The organism is Nocardiopsis alborubida (assembly GCF_012396365.1).
GTDB lineage: Bacteria > Actinomycetota > Actinomycetes > Streptosporangiales > Streptosporangiaceae > Nocardiopsis > Nocardiopsis alborubida.
The window spans coordinates 297,573-320,513 of record NZ_JAAXPG010000001.1 but is presented as its reverse complement, the minus strand read 5'-3'; the positions used below and the strand labels follow the sequence as shown (position 1 = coordinate 320,513).

General features: G+C 73.4%; 21 protein-coding genes. 7 read left to right on the top strand and 14 right to left on the bottom strand.

Annotation, left to right across the window (positions count from 1 at the left end; all coding sequences use genetic code 11):
* Positions 1-348 precede the first annotated feature (348 nt).
* From HGB44_RS01440 to HGB44_RS01405, 8 genes are all read right to left on the bottom strand, one after another.
* The gene (locus tag HGB44_RS01440) at positions 349-753 is read right to left on the bottom strand and encodes a four-helix bundle copper-binding protein (RefSeq protein ID WP_061080675.1); all 405 of its coding nucleotides are present in this window, start codon (positions 751-753) and stop codon (positions 349-351) included.
* Between the two features lie 144 nt (positions 754-897).
* Positions 898-1,533, bottom strand: coding sequence for a DUF305 domain-containing protein (locus HGB44_RS01435; protein ID WP_061080674.1), 636 nt, complete (start codon positions 1,531-1,533; stop codon positions 898-900).
* 117 nt (positions 1,534-1,650) lie between these two features.
* On the bottom strand, positions 1,651-2,262 hold the full coding sequence (locus HGB44_RS01430) for a hypothetical protein (RefSeq protein ID WP_061080673.1): 612 nt from the start codon (positions 2,260-2,262) through the stop codon (positions 1,651-1,653).
* 223 nt (positions 2,263-2,485) lie between these two features.
* Entirely contained in the window at positions 2,486-2,959 is a 474-nt protein-coding gene (locus tag HGB44_RS01425) for an SRPBCC family protein (protein WP_061080672.1), read from the bottom strand.
* Between the two features lie 4 nt (positions 2,960-2,963).
* Positions 2,964-3,224: an acyl carrier protein gene (locus HGB44_RS01420; RefSeq protein ID WP_061080671.1), complete on the bottom strand. Its 261-nt coding sequence runs from the start codon at positions 3,222-3,224 to the stop codon at positions 2,964-2,966.
* Between the two features lie 95 nt (positions 3,225-3,319).
* On the bottom strand, positions 3,320-4,531 hold the full coding sequence (locus HGB44_RS01415) for a beta-ketoacyl synthase N-terminal-like domain-containing protein (protein ID WP_061080670.1): 1,212 nt from the start codon (positions 4,529-4,531) through the stop codon (positions 3,320-3,322).
* Positions 4,528-5,796 carry a beta-ketoacyl-[acyl-carrier-protein] synthase family protein gene (locus tag HGB44_RS01410; RefSeq protein WP_061080669.1) on the bottom strand — a complete coding sequence of 423 codons (1,269 nt, stop codon included), beginning with the start codon at positions 5,794-5,796 and terminating at the stop codon, positions 4,528-4,530. The genes HGB44_RS01415 and HGB44_RS01410 overlap by 4 nt, the downstream gene beginning before the upstream one ends.
* Before the next feature lie 302 nt (positions 5,797-6,098).
* On the bottom strand, positions 6,099-6,761 hold the full coding sequence (locus HGB44_RS01405) for an HNH endonuclease family protein (protein WP_061080668.1): 663 nt from the start codon (positions 6,759-6,761) through the stop codon (positions 6,099-6,101).
* A 367-nt stretch (positions 6,762-7,128) separates the two neighbouring features.
* Here HGB44_RS01405 and HGB44_RS01400 point away from each other — a divergent pair, with 367 nt between their 5' ends.
* The 3 genes from HGB44_RS01400 to HGB44_RS01390 are packed head-to-tail and all read left to right on the top strand — an operon-like array spanning position 7,129 to position 10,078.
* Positions 7,129-8,274, top strand: coding sequence for a FecCD family ABC transporter permease (locus HGB44_RS01400; RefSeq protein ID WP_231972432.1), 1,146 nt, complete (start codon positions 7,129-7,131; stop codon positions 8,272-8,274).
* Complete coding sequence (locus HGB44_RS01395) at positions 8,274-9,062, top strand: ABC transporter ATP-binding protein (RefSeq protein WP_061080667.1); 789 nt, start codon at positions 8,274-8,276, stop codon at positions 9,060-9,062. The genes HGB44_RS01400 and HGB44_RS01395 overlap by 1 nt, the downstream gene beginning before the upstream one ends.
* 17 nt (positions 9,063-9,079) lie before the next feature.
* Positions 9,080-10,078, top strand: a complete 999-nt coding sequence (locus HGB44_RS01390) for an ABC transporter substrate-binding protein (RefSeq protein WP_394327812.1) — start codon at positions 9,080-9,082, stop codon at positions 10,076-10,078.
* Positions 10,079-10,137: 59 nt separating this feature from the next.
* Here HGB44_RS01390 and HGB44_RS01385 read toward each other — a convergent pair whose 3' ends face one another.
* A complete protein-coding gene (locus HGB44_RS01385) occupies positions 10,138-12,351 on the bottom strand; it encodes an SMI1/KNR4 family protein (protein ID WP_061080665.1) in 2,214 nt (737 codons plus the stop codon).
* Between the two features lie 375 nt (positions 12,352-12,726).
* Positions 12,727-14,871 (bottom strand): choline BCCT transporter BetT, encoded by a 2,145-nt coding sequence (betT, locus tag HGB44_RS01380; protein WP_061080664.1) that lies wholly within the window; start codon positions 14,869-14,871, stop codon positions 12,727-12,729.
* Positions 14,872-15,640: 769 nt separating this feature from the next.
* On the opposite strand from betT, the gene HGB44_RS01375 reads away from it, so the two are divergent.
* A complete protein-coding gene (locus HGB44_RS01375) occupies positions 15,641-16,192 on the top strand; it encodes a lytic polysaccharide monooxygenase auxiliary activity family 9 protein (protein WP_061080663.1) in 552 nt (183 codons plus the stop codon).
* A 151-nt stretch (positions 16,193-16,343) separates the two neighbouring features.
* Here HGB44_RS01375 and HGB44_RS01370 read toward each other — a convergent pair whose 3' ends face one another.
* Positions 16,344-17,027, bottom strand: a complete 684-nt coding sequence (locus HGB44_RS01370) for a TetR/AcrR family transcriptional regulator C-terminal domain-containing protein (RefSeq protein ID WP_061080662.1) — start codon at positions 17,025-17,027, stop codon at positions 16,344-16,346.
* Positions 17,028-17,066: 39 nt separating this feature from the next.
* Between HGB44_RS01370 and HGB44_RS01365 the strand changes: the two genes are divergently transcribed.
* Entirely contained in the window at positions 17,067-17,948 is an 882-nt protein-coding gene (locus tag HGB44_RS01365; protein WP_061080661.1) for a CPBP family intramembrane glutamic endopeptidase, read from the top strand.
* A gap of 106 nt (positions 17,949-18,054) precedes the next feature.
* Positions 18,055-18,945: an aminoglycoside phosphotransferase family protein gene (locus HGB44_RS01360; RefSeq protein WP_061080660.1), complete on the top strand. Its 891-nt coding sequence runs from the start codon at positions 18,055-18,057 to the stop codon at positions 18,943-18,945.
* Between the two features lie 190 nt (positions 18,946-19,135).
* On the opposite strand, the gene HGB44_RS01355 is transcribed toward HGB44_RS01360, so the two are convergent.
* On the bottom strand, positions 19,136-19,768 hold the full coding sequence (locus tag HGB44_RS01355) for an FMN-dependent NADH-azoreductase (RefSeq protein ID WP_061080659.1): 633 nt from the start codon (positions 19,766-19,768) through the stop codon (positions 19,136-19,138).
* Between the two features lie 141 nt (positions 19,769-19,909).
* Between HGB44_RS01355 and HGB44_RS01350 the strand changes: the two genes are divergently transcribed.
* Positions 19,910-20,524 (top strand): TetR/AcrR family transcriptional regulator, encoded by a 615-nt coding sequence (locus HGB44_RS01350; RefSeq protein WP_061080658.1) that lies wholly within the window; start codon positions 19,910-19,912, stop codon positions 20,522-20,524.
* A 249-nt stretch (positions 20,525-20,773) separates the two neighbouring features.
* Here HGB44_RS01350 and HGB44_RS01345 read toward each other — a convergent pair whose 3' ends face one another.
* Together HGB44_RS01345 and HGB44_RS01340 are read right to left on the bottom strand one after the other, a co-directional pair.
* Entirely contained in the window at positions 20,774-21,196 is a 423-nt protein-coding gene (locus HGB44_RS01345; protein WP_061080657.1) for a MarR family winged helix-turn-helix transcriptional regulator, read from the bottom strand.
* Between the two features lie 343 nt (positions 21,197-21,539).
* Complete coding sequence (locus HGB44_RS01340) at positions 21,540-22,712, bottom strand: DUF418 domain-containing protein (protein WP_061080656.1); 1,173 nt, start codon at positions 22,710-22,712, stop codon at positions 21,540-21,542.
* Positions 22,713-22,941 lie beyond the last annotated feature (229 nt).

Sequence of the window (22,941 nt, the reverse complement as noted above, 5' to 3'; positions counted from 1 at the left end):
GCCGAGGCCGCGGGCATCTCGCGGCTCACGGTGACGGACCGCTTCTGGCAGACGGGCGGGGACACCGGCCCGCGCCCGTACCTGACGGCCGACGGCGGCGGTGAGCGCAAGACCCTGCGGCTGGTCGCCCGGTACGCGGACGCGTGCAACGTCTTCGGCGGCACGGAGACGCGCCCAAGCTCGACGTGCTCAGGCGGCGCCGCCAGGACCCGGACACGGCTACGACCGGACCGAGAGGACCACGACCTCCTCCGTCACCGCTCCGAACGCCGCGACGTGCTCCACGTCCACGGATCGGGCGGCCTGGCCCGCCGGACGGACGGGCCGGGACCGCCTGCCAGGCAGGGATCAGAGCGTGTCGATCAGCTCGCGGCACGCCTGCTCACAGCGTCGGCACGCCTCCGCGCACACCCGGCAGTGCTCGTGCATGGAGGCGTGCCGCTCGCACTCGTCGGCGCAGGTCTTGCAGGCCTGCGCGCAGGCCTCCAGGACCGCGCGGGTCAGGTTGGCGTCGTAACCGGTGTGGCGCGAGAGCACCCGACCGGTGGTCTCGCACTGGTCTGCGCAGTCGAGGTCGGTGCGGACGCACTTGACGAGATCGGCCACACCGTCCTCGCTCAGGCAGGCGTCCGCGCAGGCGGTACAGGCCTGGGCGCACTCGAAGCACGCCTCGATACAGGCCCGCAGCCTCTCGCGGTCCACCCCGCCCAGGTCCTTGGGATAGGTCTCCAGCATCCGGCTCGCCACGCTCATGGCGTTCCCCCTCGGCGTCGTACGGCGCCGGGGGCGGGCGCCCCCGGCCCTGGTCCGCACTTCCACTAACCGGCGAGTGGCGGGGCAAACACGGGGGCGGACGGTGCGGGCGCCGGGTGGTCCCGGCGCCCGCCGCGCGGAGGGTCAGTGACCGCCGTGGTCTCCCCCGGCGTCCTGCCCGGAACCGTCATCCCCGGCGTCGTCGCCGCCGAGCATCATGTCCATCTGCTCGATCTCGGCCTCCTGGGCGTCGACGACCTCCTGGGCGAGCTCGCGCGCCTCGGGGTCGACGCCGCTCTCCAGCTGCTCCTCGGCCATCTGGACCGCGCCCCGGTGGTGGGCGATCATCAGCTCCAGGAACAGCGTGTCGAAGGCCTCCCCCTCGGCCCGCTCCAGCTCCGCCATCTGCTCCTCGGTCATCATCCCGGACATGCCGTGGTGCTCCCCGTCGCCCGCGGGCTCGACCCCCCAGGCGTCCAGCATCCCCCGGAGCTGTTCGATCTCGGGCCCCTGGGCGGCCTCGATCTCGGCCGCGAGGGCCGCGACCTCCTCCCCCGCCCGGTCCTCGGCGAGCCGGGACATCTCCACGGCCTGCTCGTGGTGGGGGATCATCATCCGGGCGAACATGACGTCGGCGTCGTTGAACCCGGCCGCCGACTGCTCGGCGGACCCGGGCGCGGGGTCGGGGGCCTCCCCGCCGCCGCAGGAGGCGAGGAACAGGGCGGCGGCCAGTGCCGCCGGAGCCGCCAGGAACGCGCGCGTACGGAACTGCGTGGTCATTCTCGGTCCTTCTTCATGGCGTCTTCGCGCATGGCGCACGGCGCCACGGCGGGGTGAACAGGGCTCGGGTCCGGGCGTCGGGGCACGTGGGGCCACCGCACCACCCGGGAGGGGCATCTACACCCTCAGCACCTGCAACTCCGCCAGGGACGGGGGTTCGGGCGGCGCGACGCGCGCCGCCCACCGGAGCAGCGAGGACGACGGCCGCGGCAGGGGTCCCGGCCAGGGGAGGAAGACCGCGGCGGCCAGCCCGACGAGGGCTGCCACCAGGGCGGCGACCGCCAGGCACATCGTCGTCGGGTCGGTGACGGGGGACGCGGCGTGCGCGTCCGAGGCGGCGTCACCACCCGGGACGGCGTGCGCACCGGCCCCGGACGGGACGTAGGCCCCCGGAGCGGCGTACGCGTCCGCACCGGGGTCAGCGTGCGCGCCGGTTCCAGACACGACGTAGGCCCCCATGGCCGGGGCGTCGTACGCCTGTGGAACGGGGTCGGCGTGTGCGACGACCGAGGCGGTGGAGACGGGAGAGGCGTGCTCCGTGTCCGCGGACGCGTGCCCCAGCGTGTGCATTCCCGCCACACCGAGCAGCACGGACACCAGGAGCAGCATCCGTACCCAGGCCGGGCCGGGGTGCGCGGAGCGCCCGCGCGCGGCCCTGCCCACGGCTCCCACCGTGGGCGCCGCGCCACGCGCAAGAAGCCGCGGGACAAGGGCGTACGTGCTCGTCACCAGCGCCTCCTCCCCCCGCTCCCCCGCCGCGCACGGCGGAGTCCGTTCGGCGTCCGGGGACCCGCCCGGACCGGTTCCACCAGGGTAGGGCCGCCCTCCGGAGTGCCCCGACCACCCCCGGCCTACCACCTACCCCTACCGGGTAAGGAGAACCGCGCCCGCCCCCGTACACGGCACACGGGGACGGCCGCGGTCCCGGCGGGCGCCGGTCAGCGGGCGCCGGTCAGGTGGTGATCTCCTCCACCCGGGCCCGCGCGGCCGCCTCGACGTTCTTCTTGATGTGCTCCATCTCGACAGGGATGTTCTGGTGGTACTTGACGGCCATCTGCTCGTCGTCGAAGGGCGCGTCGGGCCTCATGGCGAACTGGTACCGCCAGGTCAGACGCACTCCCTCCGGGACCTCCTCGTAGGACCAGTGGATCCGCACGTACTCGAAGCCCTCGGTCTGGACGCGGTGGGACCACGCCTCCCCCGCCTCGCGGTCCACGGTGCGCTCGGACACCCAGCTCCACACGCGCCCCTGCTTGTCGGGGTTCTTGGTGACGCGGAAGCGCGTGGTGTCGCCCTCCTGGTGGAGGATCTCCACCGAGGAGTGCCAGGTGAAGATCTCCGGCCAGGAGGCGACGTCGTTGGTCAGCTCCCAGACGAAGTCGTAGGGCGCGTCGATGACGACGCTGTACTCGATGCTTCCGGGCACGGGATCACATTCCTTTCGCGGGGGCCGGAACGCCCCCGTTGACGAGGGTGGCCAGCGCGACCGGGGAGGGCGCAGCCTCGGCGTCCGCCCCGAGCTTGCGGCCGACACGGCGCTCGATCTCGGCGACGATGCCCATGACGCCCAGGGAGTCGATCCCCAGTTCGTCGAAGGTGCTCGTGGAGGCGGTGGCGGCGTCGGTTCGGACACCGGCGCAGGTGGACATGAGTTCCACCAGCTCCTCCATCTCGATGTGTCTGTCGGACATGGGTCTCCTCGGAATCTCGTGTGTCGGGTCACGTGTCGGTTCGTGTGCCGGGCGGGTGCGCCGGGTCGCGTGTCGGTTCGTACTCCCGGCGCGCGTCAGGCGTGGTCGGGGTGTGTCAGGACGACGGCGGAGTTGCCGCCGCCCAGGCCGCGCGACAGGACCAGCGCGGCGCGCAGGCGTGCGGCGCGCGGCACCCGGACGACCAGGTCGAGGCCGATGGGCGCGTCGGGGACGTTGGGTGTGGGCGGAACGACCTGGTGTTCCAGGCTCAGGACCGCCGCGGCCACGTCCAGCGCGCCCGCCCCGGCGTAGGCCCGTCCGAAACCGGTCTTGGGCGCGGTGACGGCCACCCCGCCCGGGAACAGCTCGCGCAGCACCGCCGCCTCGTCGGCGTCGGCCTTGGGCGTGCCCACCGCGTCGGCGAAGACCACGTCCACGTCCTCGGGGGCGACACCTGCCCGGCGCATCGCCTCCCGTGCCGCGTGCAAGAGTCCGGCTCCGCCCGGGTCGAACGCGCCGACCCCGCCGAAGGTGCTCGCGTGCCCCGCGACCACGGCCCGGACCCTGGCGCCCCGCGCCCGGGCGGCGGCCGCGTCCTCCACCACGGCGACGGCCGCGCCCTCGGCCGGGACGTAACCGCCCGCCCCCTCGGTGAAGGGGAGGTAGGCCGTGCCGGGGTCGTCGCCGCGGCTGAGGACGTCGGCCCCCGCGTGGCAGGCCAGGGCGAACGGGGAGCCGATCGGGGCCTCGCTGCCGCCGACCAGCATCGCGGAGGTGCCGCGCCGCAGGGCCTGTCCGCTCTGGCCCAGGGCGTCGAGCATGCCCGGTTCGTCGGTGACCAGGACCCCGCACATGCCCTTGAGCCCGTTGCTGATGGAGATCTGTCCGGTGCTCGCCGCGTAGAACCAGGCGATGGACTGGTAGGGGCCGACGTGGTCGGGGCCCCTGCTCCACAGGGCCTCGATCTCGCGCTGGCCGAACTCGACTCCGCCCGTGCAGCTGCAGATCAGCACGCCGACCGCGTAGGGGTCGACGCCGGGGTCCAGCCCCGAGTCCCGCAGGGCCTCGCCGGCCGCGACCATCGCGAACCAGCTGAAGGCGTCGGTCTGGACGACGTAGCGGCCGTCGATGTGCTCGTGCGGGTCGAAGCCGGGGATCTTCCCGCCCACGCGCACGTGGAAGCCGTCGGTGTCGAAGTCGGGGATCGGAGCGAGGAGCGACCGCCCCTCCCTGATCGCCTCCCAGTACCCCGGGACGCCCACCCCCGCGGGCGAGACCGTGCCGAGTCCGGTGATCACCGTGCTCATACGCGCACCTCGTTCCCCCGGTCCAGGACGACCGCCGACTGGAACCCGCCGAATCCGCTGCCCACGGAGAGCACCACGTCGGTCCGCCGCTCCCGCGCCGTCACCGGCACGTAGTCCAGGTCGCACTCGGGGTCGGGCGTGTTCAGGTTCGCGGTCGGCGGCACGACGCCGGTGTCCATGGCCAGCACGCAGGCGGCCAGTTCGATGGAGCCGATCGCGCCCAGGGAGTGCCCCACCATCGACTTGACGGAGGACATGGCCACCCGCCGCGCGTGCTCGCCCAGGGAGCGCTTGACGGCGTCGGTCTCGTGGCGGTCGTTCTGCACGGTGCCCGATCCGTGGGCGTTGACGTAGTCCACGTCGGTGGCCGGGCGCCGCGCCTGGTCCAGGGCGGTGGTGATGGCCCGCGCCATCTCCTGCCCCTCGCGGCGCAGGCCGGTCATGTGGAAGGCGTTGCCGTGGTTGGCGAAGCCCGCCACCCGGCAGCGGATCCGCGCGCCCCGGCGCCGGGCGATCGAGGCCTCCTCCAGGATGAGGACGGCCGCGCCCTCGCCCATGACGAAGCCGTTGCGCTCGCGGTCGAAGGGCCGGGAGGCCCGAGCGGGGTCGTCGTTGCTGTCCGAGGTCGCCCTGATGGCGTCGAAGCAGGCCATGGCGATGGGGGAGATCGGCGACTCGGCCGCTCCCGCGACGACCACGTCGGCGAGGTCGTCCTCGATGGCCTGCGCGGCGTAGCCGACCGCGTCCAGGCCGGACGTGCAACCGGTGGAGACCGTGCGCACCGGTCCGCGCGCGCCGACCAGCTCGGCGATCTCCCCGGACAGGGCGCTGGGCGTCACCGCCCGGTACAGGTGGGGCGAGGCGGCCTCGGGGTCGACGACCCAGTCGGCGCCGCCCCGGCTCATCTCGACGTAGTCCCTCTCCAGGCGCGTGGTGCCGCCGACCGCCGTCCCCATGCTCACGCCCACGCGCCAGGGCGGGACCTCGGCCAGGGGAGGTGCGCTGTCGGCCAGCGCCTCGGCGGTGGCGACGGCGGCGAACTGCACGTACCTGTCCATGCGTTCGGCCTGGCGCTCGTCCAGTCCGTGGGCGGCGGGGTCGAAGTCCACCTCTGCGGCGATCCGGGAGCGGAAGGCGGTCGCGTCGAACAGGGTGACGTGGCGGGTGGCTGTGCGCCCCGCGGTGAGCATGTCCCAGAACGCGGCCGCGCCGATCGCTCCGGGGGCCACCACGCCGATACCGGTGACGACGGCCTCGCGTCTCAAGGCGCCTCCCCGGGGAGGTCGCGGGCCCGGCTCAGGTCCAGGGCGGGGGCCGCTTGCGCGCCCACCGCGGAGTTGTGACAGGGCTGGGTCATGCGGTGTTTCCTCCACATGGTCTGAGGGATGAGAGAACGCGGCTTCCTCATTCACGTTCGGTAGCGTGTGTATCACGGTGGGTCGATCCCCTCCGCGATGAACGCGCACCCACACGCCACCTGGCCAGCCAGCTTCCACCGACCCGGGCGCGTCCGGGCCGAAGCGCGCTCCGCCCGGCTTCCGCGCGGGCCATCCCCGCCGTGGACGGGTCAGGCCGCCTCGACCCCGACCACGGCGCCAGGGCACTCCGCGGCGAGCCCGGTGAGCGCCTCGTGCTCGGCCGGGTCCACCGTCAGGCCCCAGCGGACCTTCACCGCGGTCCACTCGGTGGCGTAGCGGCAGTGCGCCTCCGGCGAGGCGGGGAGCCAGTCCGCGGGGTCCTGGTCGGCCTTGGAGCGGTTCTGCGCCGCGGTGACCGCCACCAGCGCGACCGGTTCGTCCAGGTCGTTGGCGTAGTCGCGGCGCCGGGCGGTGGTCCACTCCGAGGCGCCCGAGTCCCACGCCTCGGCCAGCGGCACCATGTGGTCGATGTCCAGGCCGCGGGCCTCGGTGTGGGTGCGCCCGTCGTAGTAGGACTCCCACTCCCCGCCGCTCAGGCGGCACCGCTCACCGACCTCGGGCATGAGGACGGCCTCCTCCACCAGGACCTCGGCGCGGGTGTTGCAGCCGTTGCGGTCGGCGTCGACCCAGTGCGGGAACAGGGAGCGGTCGTATCCCTGTCTGCTCTCGTCGGTGACCGGCAGACCGGCGACGGCGACGGCGAGCGGGACCGCCTCGGCCGCGTGCGCGGCGGCGGGCGCCAGTGCGGTGACGGATGCCGGTGCGACGGCGAGCAGGACGGCGGCGGTGGCGGTGCCCACGGTGACGCGCACGCGAGCCCCCTTCCGGTTCGACTACTTACTGTCACTGGTCATTTCCGGAGGGTGCCCACGGGTAACCCGAGGACGGCCCGCCCCTCCGCGGACCGCGGGGCGCACCGGGACGATACGGGAGAGTCCGGCACATCGGCGCACCGGAATCGGCTCTGCCGTCCACGACCTTCCGGCCAGGCGCTATCAACCGAACCCGAAGCGGGGGCCGCCACCGCCCGCCCCTGCCCGGACCCGGCGGCGGGGCGGCCCAGCCCACCGGGAAAGCCGCCGTGTACACACATCCGCCCCGGCCGTTCCGACGGGAACGACTTTGCCCTAATATGAAAACCATTATCGTTTTTGCTGACCCAGCGGGAGGAGAAACCAGGTGCGGCACGTGTCCCTCCCGCCTGGCAGGTCGCGCCCGGCACCCGACGACGCGGCACCCGACGACACGGCGTCCGAGCGACCCGGCCCGGCCGGGGTCAGATGGCTGGCCACACGGACGGGCACGGCCGCGGCCGCGGCCGTCCTCGGCGTCATCCTCGTGCTCTCGGCGGTGGCGGCCATCGGACTGGGGTCGGCGATCGTCCCCCCGGGCGAGACGGTGCGCTACCTGTGGGCGGCCCTGAGCGGGGGCGTGATCCAGGCCGACGAGGTGGTCCGCTACCAGATCATCTGGCAGATCCGCACTCCCCGGGTCCTGCTCGCCGCCGTCGTCGGCGCCGGTCTGGGAGTCGTGGGCGTGGCCGTCCAGGCCATGGTCCGCAACGCCCTCGCCGACCCCTACATCCTCGGGGTCTCCTCCGGCGCCTCCGTCGGCGCGGTGCTGGTCAGCGTGCTGGGCGCGCTGTCCGCGCTCGGTATCCACGCGGTCTCCGCCGGGGCCTTCCTGGGCGCGTTGGGAGCGACGCTGCTCGTCCACCTGGTCGCCCGCTCCCCCACGGGGGTCACCCCCCTGCGCCTGGTGCTCACCGGGGTGGCGCTCTCCTTCGGCTTCCAGGCCGTGATGAGCGTGATCGTCTACCTGGCGCCGAGCAGCGAGGCCACCGCGACCGTGCTCTTCTGGACCATGGGGAGCTTCGGCGCGGCCACCTGGAGCTCCCTGCCCGTGGTCGCCGCCGTGGTGGTCCTGGGAATCCTCGTTCTGCGCGGCCTCGCGCGCCCGCTCGACGTGCTGACCCTGGGCGACGAGACCTCGGCGAGCCTGGGTGTGGACGCGGCCGTGCAGCGCAGGATCCTGTTCGCGGTGACCGCGGTCATGACCGGGGCCATGGTCGCCGTCAGCGGCGCGATCGGCTTCGTCGGGCTGGTCATCCCGCACATCGTGCGGATCGTGGTGGGCGCCGACCACCGGCGCGTGCTCACCGTCGCCCCCCTGCTGGGAGCGGTCCTCATGGTCTGGGTGGACCTCTTCTCCCGCGTGGTGGTGGCCCCGCGCGAACTCCCCCTCGGCGTCATCACCGCCCTGATCGGCGTACCGGTGTTCCTCACCCTCATGCGCCGCCGCGGCTACCTGTTCGGAGGACGATGATGGACCTGCGCGTGGACGGGCTGTCCGTCGAGCTCGGCGGCGCCAGGATCGTGGACGCTCTCTCCCTGGACGTGCCCGCGGGTCAGGTCGTGGGCCTGGTGGGTCCCAACGGCTCGGGCAAGTCCACGGCCCTGCGCTGCGTCTACCGGGCGCTGCGCCCCAGCGGCGGGACCGTGTGGGTCGGGGACGAGGACCTGTCCTCCCTGAGCCTGCGCCAGAGCGCCCAGCGCGTGGCCGCCCTGACCCAGGAGAACGGCAGCGACCTCGACTTCACGGTGGAGGAGGTCGTCGCCCTGGGACGCGCCCCGCACCTGCGCGGCAACCAGCCGCTCGACGCGCGCGAGCGCGACCTGTGCCGCCGGGCCATGGAGCGCCTGGAGGTGGCCCACCTGGCCCACAGGGGCGTCATGGAGTTGTCCGGGGGCGAGCGCCAGCGGGTGCTGGTGGCCCGGGCCCTGGTCCAGGAGCCCCGGGTGCTGGTCCTGGACGAGCCCACCAACCACCTGGACATCCGCCACCAGATCGCGCTGTTGTCCCTGCTCCGGGACTCGGGGCTCACCGTCCTGGTGGTCCTGCACGACCTCAACCTGGCCGCGGCGGCCTGCGACCGGATCGGCGTGCTCTCCGAGGGCCGCCTGGTGGCCGCGGGCGGTCCCGCCGAGGTCCTCACCCCCGCCCTGCTCCTGGAGGTCTTCGGCATCGACGCCTCCGTCGTCCCCCATCCCCTGACCGGGGACCCCCAACTGCTGTACCGGCTCCTCCCCGCCGTCGAGAAAGGCCTCCAGTGAAACACCGGACATCCCTCGTGACCCGCGCGTCCCACCGCTCCCTGCTCCCCCTGACCGCCGTGGCCGTCCTGGTCGCCGGGTGCGGAGCCCGGGTCGAGGAAGGGCAGGAGGCCTCGGCCGCGGGCACGGTCACCGTGCGGCGGTGCGGCGAGGAGGTGGAGTACACCACCCCGCAGCGCGCCGTGGCCTACGAGGCCGGGAGCGCCGACAAGCTGTTCGCCCTCGGCCTCACCGACCACGTGCACGGGTACGTCATGCCCCCCGCCAACCCGCCGGTGGAGGAGTCCCCCTGGGCCGATGAGTACGCACAGGTGGAGTTCCTCAGCGACGACCTGCTCAACCGGGAGCTCGTCGTGGACGCCGGGGCCGACCTCGTCGTCGCCGGGTGGAACTCCGGGTTCAGCGAGGAGCGGGGGATCACCCCCGAGATCCTGGACGGGCTCGGCATCCAGAGCTTCATGCACACCGAGTCCTGCTTCAACTACCCGGGGCACCCCGAGGAGGCCGCCCCGTTCGAGGGCCTGTACACCGACCTGGAGCGGCTCGGGCGGATCTTCGGGGTCCAGGAGCGCGCCGAGGAGCTGGTCACCGACTACCGGGCCCGGGTGGCCGCCGTGGAGGAACAGGTCCCCGAGGGCGACCCGGTCTCCGTGTTCCTCTACGACTCGGGCACCGACCAGCCCTTCACCGCGGGCAGCCAGGTCCCGCCCAACGACATCATCAGCCACGCGGGCGGAGAGAACATCTTCGCCGACCTCGACGAGCGCTGGACCCAGGTCGGCTGGGAGGCGGTGGTGGAGGCCGAGCCGGAGGTCATCATCATCCTCGACTACGGCGACCAGCCCGCCGAGGAGAAGATCGACTTCCTGAGCTCCTTCCCCTCGATGTCCGAGGTTCCGGCGGTGGTCGAGGAGAACTTCTTCGTCATGGACTACAACGAGGGCATCTCCGGTCCGCGCAACATCGACGGCCTGGAGAAGTTCGCCGACTACCTCCGGGACCTGGAGCGGGGCTGATCCCCGCCCGCCCGCGCCGGTCCCCCTGATCCGGGTCGGCGCGGGCGGGCACGGGTCGGTCAAAGGGAGTCGCGGCGGGCCTGGGCCCGACCGGAGGCCCCGGCCCCCGCGGAGCCGTCCGCGCCTCCGGTCCGGCCCGTCGCCTCCCCGGGGGTGGACGGGCGGCCCCGCCTCGGGGTGAACACCGCCTCACGGGCACGGGCGGGGGTGACCACCCGGCGGAGCGCGGGATCGGTGAGCAGCACGACCGGGGCGATCCGGTTCGGCTCCAGGGGGTACCACTCGGGCAGGGCCCCCTCGATGACGGCCCAGGCCTCGTCGGTGGCGCCGCGGGCAGCCAGCTCGCGGGCCGTGTCGAGGGCGCGCTCGAAGGCGGGCGGCTCCGGCATCCGGTGGGCGGCCAGCCACTCCCGCCGCTCGGCGCCGGACGGGGGAACGGTGAGGCCGGGCACGGCCCCGGCCAGGGCGCGGTCCGCGTAGGCCGCCCCGCTGGGCGTGGCCAGACCGGCGCTGTGCAGGTAGAGCGGCACCGCCTCGGCCTCGATCTGTCCGGTGCCGACCTCGGCGACCACGTGGGGGCGGTGCAGCAGGCCGCGCAGCCTGTGGTGCGTCCCCCGGACGTCGAGGAAGGCCGCGAGGACCACCTCCAGGTAGGCGGCGGAGCCCGACCCCTTCTCCCCGGCCCGCCGGAGGGCGTTCAGCGCTTCCTCCACCCGGCCGTCCAGGGCGGCCCGGCGCCCCTGCGCCAGGAGTTCGCGCGCCCCCTCCGGACGCACCGGGCGCCCCTCCGACCCGAGCAGTTCCTCGAACGAGGCGCGTTCGGCGGCGACGAGGTCGGCGAAGGAGCGGTGACGCTCACCCAGGCCGGGGTACCAGCTCGCCCAGATGTAGGCGGCCCACTCGCCGTCGGGGGAGACGTCGCCCGCGTCCAGTACCCAGTCCTGGGCGTCCCCCTCGGCCGAGACCAGCAGCAGCGGTCCGACGAGCCCGCCCTCCTGCGTCACGAGGGGCTCGTCCACACCGCACTCGTCCTCCAGGTCGGCCGCCCAGCCGACGGTCGCGGTGGAGCGCAGGCCGTACACGAACGTGCTCGCGGGCCCCCAGCCGTCGGACGCCTGGAGGAAGGCGCGGTAGCCGGGCGGAAGCCGTCTGCCGAGCCGCTCCTCCAGCTCCGCGACCTGTTCCTCGGAGGCGCCGTCGTGGCCCAGCCAGGAGGCGGCGCGCTGCTCCGCGGTGGTCCCGGGGAGTTCGTCCTCGGTCAGGACCCGCAGCATGTCCGCGCTGTACTCGGCCAGGTAGGCCCGCCACTGCTCGGCGGTGGCCGGGGTCCGGGCCGACAGGTCCCGCACGGTCCCCCCGTACGGGGCGGGCGCGCCGCCCGCCGTGTAGCGGTGTCCGTCGAACGCCTCGTAGGTGCGGCCCTCGGAGAAGAAGCGCACCCGGTTGAGCTGGATCTCGGAGCCGCCGCAGTTGCTGGAGACCTCCAGCCGCAGGTGCCGGTAGGGGGTGTCCGCCGCCGGATCGGTGATGTGGAAGTCGCGGGCGTGGTGGCGGCCGGGGAAGAACTCGTCGGAGCGGGTGTCGAGCGTGACCCAGCTCCGGCCGTCCGCCGACCCCTTGAGCGTCCAGTCCCGGGGGTCGCGGTCGGCGAAGTCGTTGGCGGAGACCAGGACGTAGTGCCGGACGCTGACGGGCTCGGCCATGGTGAACTCCAACCAGTCGGCGTCGCGCCAGCTCAGCCACTTGGAGGAGGTGTCGTCGAGGAGGTTGACGGCGACCTCGCCCGCCCTCGTGTGCTCGTTGCCAGCCCGCACCTCGCGCACCCCGCCGGTGACCTCGTCCCCGCTCCCGGCCTCCTCCAGGAGGATGGTGCGCAGGGCGACCGCGCCGCCGCCGCCCTCACGGTCGGCCCAGGTGATCCGCGCGGCCGGGGAGCCGCCGTCCTCGATGAGCAGCCGCAGTTCCTCCCCGTCCTCCACGCCCTCGACCCCGAACCTGTGGACCGGACGGTCGGTGAGCCGCTCCACCAACCGGCCCCGCCAGGCGTGGGACGTGCCGTCCGCGGTGGTCCGCGTGCCGGTGAACGTGGTCATGCCGGGGTCGAACCCGACCACCGCCTCCGCGCCGTCGAGGTCGCGCCAGCCGAGCTGGGCCAGCGGCACGGCCCCGCCGGGTTCGAACCCGACCACCAGCCGGTGGTCGGTCAGCCACTCCCCCGCCTCGGCCCGCTGCCGCTCGGTGCGGAAGACGAGGACGGTCGGGTGCTCTTGCATGGAAGCTCCTACGGTGAGGGGGTTCGGGGAGGGCGGCCGGGGGCGCCGCCCGCGGATCCGCGAAGAGGCTACGCGCGCGGCCCGACATTCCCGGACGCCTCCCGGCACCGCCCCCGCCGTGTGGAGCGTGCGTGGAGCGGTCTAGGGCACGTTTTTTGGACGGCCCTCAGCCCCTGGGGGGTGGTTCGGGCGCCCACGGGGTTCTGGAGGTGGCGGAGGCGGGTTCCCGTGGGGGAACTGCGCCGTAGGCGTCGGTTGGGGGTGGTGGTGGGCGACGGGTGGGCACGGGCGGACCCGCTGGAGACGCCGAGGGTTCCCGTGCTTGGGGCGCCCGAACACGGACCGAAGCGAAGCGGAGGTCCAAGAAAGCACTGTCTAGTGCTCCTCGGCGTCCTGGACGTCGGCGGTGCCCGGCCCGTGGTCGGGCATGGCGGAGCGCGAGGTCGCCTCCCGGTGCAGCCGCAGGAACTCCAGGTGCCGCTCGTACTCGTCGAGGATGTTGCCGATGAGCTGTTCCTTGGTGTAGCCCATCACGTCGTAACCCTGGCTGCCCTCGGTGAGGTAGACCTCGAAGCGCACGTAGGTGTCGTGCTCGGCGAGCGAGCGCATGGCGAACGCGGGGGTGGGCACCACCATCGGCCACACCCGGTAACTGAACTCCTCCTCCTCGCCCATCGGCGCCCGCAGCTCCAGGTACGGGATCCCGGCCTCCTCGTCGACCCCCTCGGTCACCGACGCCTCCGCGCCCTGTTCGCGCAGCTCCTCGGCGACGTCCCGGAACGCGGGGCGGCACACCTCGCGGACGAACCTGCCGGCCGCCCGCCTGCCGGGGAAGCTCACCGCCCGCGTGATCCGCTGCCGCCAGTTGCGTTCCGGACCCCGGCGGTCGGCCGTGGTCCGGTCCGACAGCGACGAGGACAGGGTGGTCCGGAAGGCGTCCGCCCGGAACTTCTCGACCCGCAGCGCCTTGAACAGGCCCCACATGATCACGAACATCACGAACGAGAACGGCAGGCCCATGATGATGGTCGCGCTGGTCAGCGTGTCCACCCCACCGACCAGGAGCATGGCGAGGGTGAGCAGGCCGGTCGCCGCCGACCAGAAGACGCGCATCCACGGGGCGGAGTCGGTGACCGGTGTCGGCAGGTGGGAGCTGAGGTTGCCCATCACCAGCGCGCCGGAGTCGGCGGAGGTGACGTAGAAGAGCAGGCCGACGACGGTCGCGAGCCCGGCGCTGAACAGGACGCCCGGGTACTGCGCGAGCAGCCCGTAGAAGCCCTGTTCGGGCTGGTTCATGGTGGCCTCGCCGAACGCGGCGCCGCCCTCGCGCACGACGCTCAGCGCGCTGTTGCCGAAGAAGGACAGGAAGGTCAGCGTGAACAGGAGCGGCACCACCAGGGTCGCCGCCACGAACTGGCGGATGGTGCGGCCGCGCGAGATCCGGGCGAGGAACATCCCGACGAACGGCGCCCAGGCGATCCACCAGGCCCAGAAGAACAGCGTCCAGGCGTTGAGCCAGTCGGTCGGCGGGTCGTAGGCGAAGGTGTTCAGCGTCATGGAGGGGAAGCGGCTGAGGTAGTCGCCGATGTTGAGGACGAGGGCGTTGAGCAGGTAGACGGGGTCCTCGAAGACCAGCACGTACAGCATCAGGACGACGGCGAGCACGACGTTGATCTCGGACAGCCGCCGGATGCCCCGGTCGACGCCCGCCACGGCCGACATCGTGGCCACGAACACGGCGACGATGATCAGGCCGAGCTGCGCCGCCATCCCCTCGGGGATGCCGAAGAGGAAGTTCAGCCCGTAGTTGAGCTGCACGACGCCGATGCCGAGCGACACCGAGACGCCGAAGATCGTGCCGATGACGGCCGCCAGGTCGACCGCGTCACCGATCGGGCCGTGGACGCGCCTGCCGATCAGCGGGTACAGGGCCGAGCGGATGGCCAGGGGGAGGTGGTAGCGGAACGAGAAGTAGCCCAGGGCCATGCCCATCAGCGCGTACATCGCCCACCCGGTCACGCCGTAGTGGAAGAGCGTCCACACCACGGCCTGCCGGGCCGCCTCGACGGTCTGCGCGTCGCCCTCGGGCGGCGCCAGGTAGTGGCTGACCGGCCCGGAGACGGAGAAGAACAGCAGGTCGATACCGATGCCCGCCGCGAACAGCATGGCCGCCCACGCGAACACCCCGTAGTCCGGTTTGGAGTGCTGGGGTCCGAGCTTGACCCCGCCGTAGCGGGAGAGCGCGACGAACACCACGAACCCCAGGTACAGGGTGGTGGCGAGGAAGTAGTACCAGCCGAACACCTCGGAGATCCACCCCACGACGGCGCCGATGGTGTTCCCCGCGCCCGTGGGCGCGACGATCGCCCAGACCGAGAGCGCGACGATCAGCGCGGACGAGCCGAAGAACACGACCGGTTTGAGCCGGCTCCGCCCGCGCTCCGCCTCCGCGGGGGCCTCCGTTTCCGTTCCCGGCCGCGGCTCGCTGCCCTCGCGGTGCTGCCCTCCGTCGGTGGCCACCGATCTCACCTCTCGTTCGTGCGGTGCCGGAAGCGGCTTCCCGGGGACGACTCCGACGGGAGGCGGATCACCGGGTCACCGGTTTCGGACAGTCCACGGCGTCATCTTCACGGAACGCCCGTCCACGGTCCGGTACCCCGCGAACGGCGGCGTGGCGCGGCGGCGGCCGTTGGTACGGCCGCGGCCGGACGGCTGGCGGAAGGCGCCGGTGGCGTTCGGAGGGCAGGTGGGCGGCGGCGGGCGGGCTCCGGCACCAGGTCGAACGCGGTACCGGGATCGGTGGGAGGACCCGGCGCCGCGGAGGGGAGGGGAAGGAAACTGTGGCCTCCAGGTGAGGTCTAACGCCGCCTCCCGGCCGCGCCGGGATTGGTCCACCCGTGGCCGGTGCGGACCACACGCGCCGAGGGGCCGGATCCTCCCAGTTCCCGCCCCCTCGCGTTCCGCGGCCCCTCCCGTACCGCCCTGCGGACGGCGCCCACCGGTCCTGCGGGCGGTCCGGTCGGCCCCCGCGCCCCGTCCCGATCAGCGGATCCGACTCCCCGTCACGGCCCGCTTACCGGCCTCCCCAACGGGAAACCCTCCTTCCAGAGGGACTCCGGGCACCGCGCCCTCACCGGCTCCGCGCCCGCGGCCCCTCCGGATCCTCCCCAGTCCCGAGCGCTCGCCTTCGCCCCGGGCCGGTACCGGCCCGGGACTCCCCCGACGGATTCCCGCCACCGTCCCGGCCTCCACCGCGCCGGGGCGCGATCCATGACCGAAGGACCCGCACATGCCGATCCGCAAGTCCGACACCCCCCGACCCCGTAACAGGCACCGGCTCCGCACCGCGGCGGCGCTGGCCGCAGCCACCACCCTGTTCCTCGGCCTCATGCCCACGGGCACGGCCAACGCCCACGGCTACATCTCCAACCCGATGAGCCGCCAGGCCCAGTGCGCCGAGGGCATCGTCCAGTGCGGCGGCATCCAGTGGGAGCCGCACAGCGTCGAGGGCCCCAAGGGGCTCATGCGGTGCGACGGCGGCGTCGGCCGCTTCTCCGAGCTGAACGACGACAGCCGGGGCTGGCGGGTGACCGACGTCGGCCGCGTCCAGACGTTCGAGTGGACCATCACGGCCGCGCACTCGACCTCCACCTGGGAGTACTTCATCGGCGACCAGCGGGTGGCCGTGTTCGACGACCACGGCGCCCGTCCGCCGTGGTCGTTCAGCCACACCGTGGACCTGTCGGGGTACAGCGGACGGCACAAGCTGTTGGCCCGGTGGAACGTCGCCGACACGGCCAACGCCTTCTACGCCTGCGTGGACATCAACATCCGCGCTTAGGAGCCGGACAGCCGGGAGCCCGCCCGGCCCGGCGGCGTTCCACACTCCGTGGAACCCTCCGGACCCGGGCGGGTCACGGTACCCGGCGGCGCAGTGCCGGTGGCCCCGTTCCGGGCCCGACCGCGGGATCCCGCCGTCCCGACGACCGTGTCTACGCGCCGCGCCGCGCCCTGATACCGGCGAGGACCAGGTCCAGCGCCTGGTCGAAGTAGGTGTTCTCCACGGCCAGGGCGTCCACCTCCGACACCGCGGCGGCGACGGCCTCCTCGTGGCCCTGCCCGCGGTCGGACTTCATCACGCTCATCGCGACGGCGGACGTGGCCGCGCCGAGGATCTGGTTCGACACCGCCCGGATCGCGACCGCCTGGGCCTCCCTGTCCCCGCCGTACTCCCCCAGCGCCTCGATGATCCGCCTCGACAGGGCGACGGCGTTCGGGCCGATCAGCGGCCGGGAGCCCGCGAACTCGGCGGCCCAGGTGTGCGCGGTCAGGGCCGCGTAGAACCGGAGGGCGGTCTCCTTGAGCGCCTCGTCCCAGGGGGCGTCCGGGGGCGGCAGCGCCGAGGCGGCCTCGGCCAGGATCTCGTCCACGGCCAGGTCCACGAGGTCCTCCCGGCGTTCCACGTACCAGTACAGGCTGGTGGCGTGCACCCCGAGTTCGGCGGCGACCTTGCGCATGGTCAGCGCGGACGTCCCCTCACGGTCGAGCAGGCCGATCGTCGCGGCGACGATGCGGTCGAGGCTGAGGGCGGGCTGGGACCGGCGTCGGCGCTGGGGGCGGTGGAAGACGCTGTCGAACTGCTGGTCAGATCCTGAATCGGCCATGTCCGACAGCATACTAGGAATCCTACGTTGTAGGTCTTCATCAAACAGTGTATGTTTCTCGGCATGGTTACCGACAGCTCCCTCACGAGTCCCCAGACCTCCGCCCCCTCCGAGGCCCCCGACCAGTCCCGTACGACGGCCACCGACCCCCGCGGCCTCACCGCCTTCCTCGTGATCGCCTTCGCCTTCTCCTGGACCGCCTGGTGGCTCGGCACCCGCCTGCTCGGCGGCGCCGACCCGATGCCCGCCGTGATCGTCGGCAGCTTCGGGCCGATGGTGGCCGCGGCCGTCGTCACCGCGGCCACGCAGGGCCGCAAGGGCGTGGGCGCGCTCTTCCGGCGGCACTCGCTCCGGCGCAGGGGCGGCGTCAGGCCCTACGCGATCACCGTGCTGATGGTCCTGGCCCTCGCCGGCTCCGCGGCGGTCCAGGTGTACCTGGGCCAGTCGACCCTGGACGAGGCCCAGCTCTGGGCGGCGCTGCCGACCCTGCCCGTCCAGTTCCTGGTCATCGCGCTGGTCGGCGGCGGCAACGAGGAACTGGGGTGGCGGGGGTTCGCGCTGCCCCGGCTCCAGGGCGTGCTCTCCCCGCTGGCCGCGAACGTGGTGCTCGGCGCGGTCTGGGCGATGTGGCACGCTCCCCTGTTCGCCATGGCGGGCACGCTCCAGTCGCAGATGTACTTCCCCGCCTACGCCCTGCTCTGCGTCGGGTTCACGGTGGTCCTCGGCCACGTCTTCAACTCCGCCCGCGGCGGCGTGCTCGCCGCGATCATCACCCACGCCGCGATCAACGTCGTCTCGGGTCTCAAGGCCGTGGCCGTGGGCGACCCGGCGAGCGCGCCCGAGGTCGCCATGGTCGCCCTGCTCGCGGTGGTCCTCGCGGTCTGCACCCGCGGCCGCCTGGGACTGCGCCGCTCCGAGGGCATCCGGGGTTAGCGCCGGGGGAAGTCCCCGGGCCCCACCGGGCTTCTCCCCCGGCGGGGAGCGCGCACCGGCCGGAAAATCCCTGGGCGTCCCCGCGCTCCTCTGCGAACATGACCGGATGAACCGAACCAGGATGCACGCCGACGAGGTCTGGACGAGTCCGGACCTCGTGCGGCGTCTCCTGCGTTCGCGGTTCCCCCGATGGGCGGACCTGCCGCTGGCGCTGGTCCCCTCCTACGGCACCGACCACGACGTCTACCGGCTCGGCGAACGGCTGTGCGTCCGCATGCCGCGGATCGGCTGGGCCTCCGGGCAGGCCGAGCGCGAGGCGGCCTGGCTGCCCCGGCTGGCGCCCCACCTGCCGCTGGCCCTGCCCGTGCAGGTGGGGCTGGGGCGGCCCGCCGAGGGATACCCCTTCGTGTGGTCCGTCTACGAGTGGCTGCCCGGTGACAACGCCAACGGCACCATCGACGACCACGAGCGGGCCGCCGCCGACCTCGCGGGCTTCGTCGCCGCGATGCGCCGCGTCGACACCGCGGACGCGCCGCCCCGGGCCAGGGGCGCGCGGGGCGGCGCGCTGGCGGAGAACGACGAGCAGGTCCGCCGCGCGATCCACGGGCTCGGCGACCGGGTGGACGGCGCCGCCCTGACCCGTTCCTGGGAGGAGTCGCTCGCGGCGCCGACGTGGGACCACGACGCGTGGGTGCACGGCGACCTGCTCCCCGGCAACCTCCTGGTCGACGCGGGACGACTGTCCGCGGTCATCGACTGGGGCGGGCTCAACGCCGGTGACCCGGCCTGCGACCTGCAACCGGCGTGGAACGTCTTCAGCGGCCGCAGCCGCGCGTTGTTCCTGTCCGCGCTCGGCACCGACGAGGGCGCCTACCTGCGCGGGCGCGGCTGGACGCTCTACCAGGCGGTCACCGCCCTGGACTACTACCGGGAGACCAATCCGGGGATGGTCCGGCAGGTCTCCCACGCGCTCGCGCAGGTCCTCGCCGAGAGCTGACGCCGACCGGAACAGGGCGGGAGACCCCGCGCCCCGAGGAGCCGGACGAGCGCCGGGGGGGAAGCCCCCGAACCCCAGGACACGTACGAGCACCGCCCGGGCCCGCCGAGAACACGGATCACGTGGTCGACGGCGGACCCGGGCGGGCTCGGCGTCCGGGGCGTCGGCGGCGGCCGGGAGGCTGGGGCCGTCAGCGCGCGGCGAGCGCCCGGCCGGCCTCGCTGGCGCTGGCCAGGGCCCGGTCGTGCTCCTGCTGGGCGAGGTCCTTGAGGGCCTCCATGCCCGGCGTGGTCGCGGCCAGGGTGAGCTCGCGCCTGATGAGGGTCAGGTCGGCCTGCCAGATGTCACCGACGACGCGCTCCAGGTAGGGGGTGGAGTGGTCCCAGCCCTCGCGGGGGGTTCCGGGGCCGTAGCCGCCGCCGAGGGTGGTGGCCAGCACGGTGGGGGTGCCCTTCAGCAGCGGATTGGCGGGGCCCGCGCCCGCGATGACCAGGTCGGCCCAGGTCTTGAAGTGCTGGGAGACGCCGTAGTTGTACAGCGGCACGGCCAGGACCACCGCGTCGGCCTCCTGGAGTTCGGCGGCCAGTTCGGCCGCCAGCGCCAGGGCCCGGTCCTGTTCGGGGGTGCGGTCGGCCTCGTCCGTGCCGGCGCCGATGGTGGCCAGGGCCCAGGCGTCGGCGGGCAGCGGATCGGCGCCCAGGTGGCGGCGGGTGACGACGCCCTGCGGACGGGCGGCGGTCCATTCGGCCTCGACCCGGTCGGCGATCTCGGCGCTGCTGGAGACGGTCGGCAGGATGCTGGCGTCCAGACGGAACAGGTTCATCGGGCTCTTCCCCCAAGGGTGTTCGGGTCCGCGGTATGCGGAGCACGGCCACACGGCCGGACGGTTCGTCTGTCCGGGTGACCCTCGCACCACTATAAACGGACTTTACCCCGCTTAGCGTTCCCGGGGTAGATTGTCCGTGTGACTTCGCCCCTGGTGCCCTTCGGGAAGGAGCGCGGCGAACGCGCGGACGCCGTGCGCAACCGCGAACGCCTGCTGGAAACAGCCCGCGCGATGATCGCCGAACACGGGACACAGCAGGTGACCATGGACGGCCTCGCCGAACGCGCGGGGTTGGGCAAGGGCACCGTCTTCCGCCGCTTCGGCAGTCGCGCGGGCATCTTCGTGGCCCTGCTCGAAGACGCCGAGCGCCGCTTCCAGGAACAGGTGCTGTCCGGACCGCCGCCGCTGGGACCGGGCGCCGACCCCGTGCGGCGCCTGGTCGCCTACGGGTGCGCCCGCATCCCCTTCCTGCTGGAGCACCACGCGATCGCCCGGGCCGCCGTGGACCGCTCACTGCCGGTACCCGCTGGCGCGGCCGGCATGACCCAGCCCCACATCCGCATGCTCCTGAGCCTGGCCGGTCTGCCCCCGGCCCAGCTGGACGGCCTCGCCGTGCAGCTGACCGCCGCGCTGGAGGGGCCCCTGATGCTGTACCTGTCGACGGACGATGTCGCCGACCCCGTGGAGCTGTGCGCCCCCCACCCCCTGGTCGACGGCTGGCGGTTCCTGGTCGAACGCCTCCTCGGAAACTGACCGCTCCTCGGGGGCTGACCGCCCCGCGCCGGTTCTCCGCCCGGGGCCGCCGCTCCTCATCGCACGCTCGGAACCCGTGCGGACCGCGCGTCGGCGTGTGCCCAGGCGGGCTCGGGGGTCAGGGCCGGTCCCGTCCTACGCGTACGCAGCCACACCACGACCGCGATCACGGCGACGGTGACGCTGGGCACGAGCAGGACGAGCGACCCGGCGCTCGCCGCAGCGGACGGTCATCCCCGCCCGGAGCCCCTACGCGGACGGTTGGAGGGCCTTGCCCAACAGCGCCACGAGCTGGCGCAACTCGGCCTCGTCGAGCTTGGCCAGCGGGGTCGTGGCCACGGCCGCCTCGATGACCGCGGCGCGCACGCGACGGCCTTCGGCGGTCAGGACGAGCACACGCGAGCGGCGGTCGGCGGGGTCCACCTGCCGCTCCACCAGCCCCCTGTCGGCGAGCTGGTTGACCACGAAGCTCAGGTTGGGCGCCTGGCAGAACAGCCGCCCGGCCATCGTCTTCATCGACGGGGGCGTCTCGTCGGGGTCGATCTCCCACAGGGCCTGCGCGGTGGCGCGCGTGAGACGGTGCTCGGCCAGCGCCGTCTCCAGCTGGACGTTCGCCCGCGTCACGACGTCCTGGGTCGCCACCACCGCCAGCTCCAGCTCACTGTGCCCCATGCCCCGAGCATAGCGAATTTACTTCTCGTCTCGAAGTAATCATGCTCGGGGCCCGACGTGGACCGCGTGTGTCACCGGTGTCCCCCTCCCCCCCCCCGCGGGGCCGGCCGCGAACACGTCCGTGAACGCGTCCGTGAACGCGGCCCGGGCGAGGCGGCGCGCCAGTCCTCTCCGGCGCGGCCGGCACGAGACGAACCGACCGGTGCCGCGCCGACCAGCGCCTCGTGTGACCCGGCCACGGCCCTCGCCCGACGACCGGCCCCTCGGAACGGGGCCACGGGCTCTGCCGTAGCCGCTCGGCGGCGGCCCCGTACCCGCCACCGCGTCGGGAGGACCGGTCGGCTCAGCGAGGAGGCCCGTAGGTCAGGCGGCGCAGCGCCGCCTCGGCCGGCCCGCGCACGCCTCGGCGGCGCATGAGGTCGGCGAGCAGCACCGTGGTCAGCCACACGGACACCGCGACGCCCACGCCGATGGCAGGCGACGTCAGGTGCAGGTCGAGCGTGTAGGAGGAGAACAGCACCGCCCAGGCCACGGACTGGGCCAGGTAGAAGGTCATCGAGCGCTGTCCGAGTGCGGCCAGCGCGTTGGTCACCGGCCCCTCCCGGCCCGTGAGGCGGGCCGCGACCAGGGCGATGAGCGCCGTGTAGCCCAGAGCTCCCGCGTAGCCGCTCACCTGGTGCAGGGCGGTGGTGACCACGACGTCCCCGGCGGCGGCGCCGGTCCACACCCCCGCCTTGTCCAGTGCCAGGGGAAGGCCGCCCAGCACAGCCAGGGGGATCCCCACGATCGCGGTCGTGCGCAGAAGCCGCAGGTGCTCGTGGGGCCGCTCCAGGAGTCGGTGCCGGGCTGCCAGGACGCCGACCAGGAAGGGGACGAGGGTGCTGGCGAACATCACCACGGCCAGGACCGAGAACAGGGTCAGCCGGAAGAGGAGCTCGTCCACGAACCCGTCGGGCATCAGCGGCATGCCCTGGCCCGTCAGGGAGTCCTCGGCGGCGATCAGGGCGTGCACGGCCGTGGCCACGGGGAGCCAGACCGCCGCCAGGAGCACCAGGGTCCGGTCGCGCAGCCGCAGTACGCCCGCCAGGAGCAGCGTCACCAGGCCGTAGACGGCCAGGATGTCCGCGGGGAAGAGCAGCACCGTGTGCGCCAGCCCGAAGACGACCAGCCACAGGCCGCGTCGGCGCAGCAGGCCGCGGGTCCGGGGCCAGGCGTGCCCCCGTTCGCCGCGGCGGCGGTGGATCTGGGCCAGGCCGTAACCGAACAGGGCCGCGAACATGGGGTAGCTGCGCAGGTCGACGAACATGACCGTGCCCGCGGTGGTGATCTGGTCCGCTGTGGTGGGAGCACCCTCAAGGCCACCGATGAACACGGTGAACAGGTGCGTGTGGGCGAGTGCGATGAACAGCAGCATGACGCCGCGGGCCAGGTCCGGGGCCAGGGAGCGGCGGTCGAGCGGAAGCGGGTGGTCCGAGGCCGGAGCGGTGCGGGCCTCGGATGTGGGCGTGTGGGACATGGTGGCCTCCGAAAGGGCCGTGGGCTCCGATGGACGGCGTACGCGCCGAGGTGCGCACCGGGGCGCACCTCGGGGCGACGCGCTGTGCGTACATCGTACACACAGCATGCCCCCCGCAGTAAACCCTGACCAATAGCCGAAAAGCTCACCGCATCCAGCGCACTGCCCTAGTGCACTACGGATCGAAGGAGGTTCTTCAGGACGCCCCGGCACCTTCAACGAGGTAACC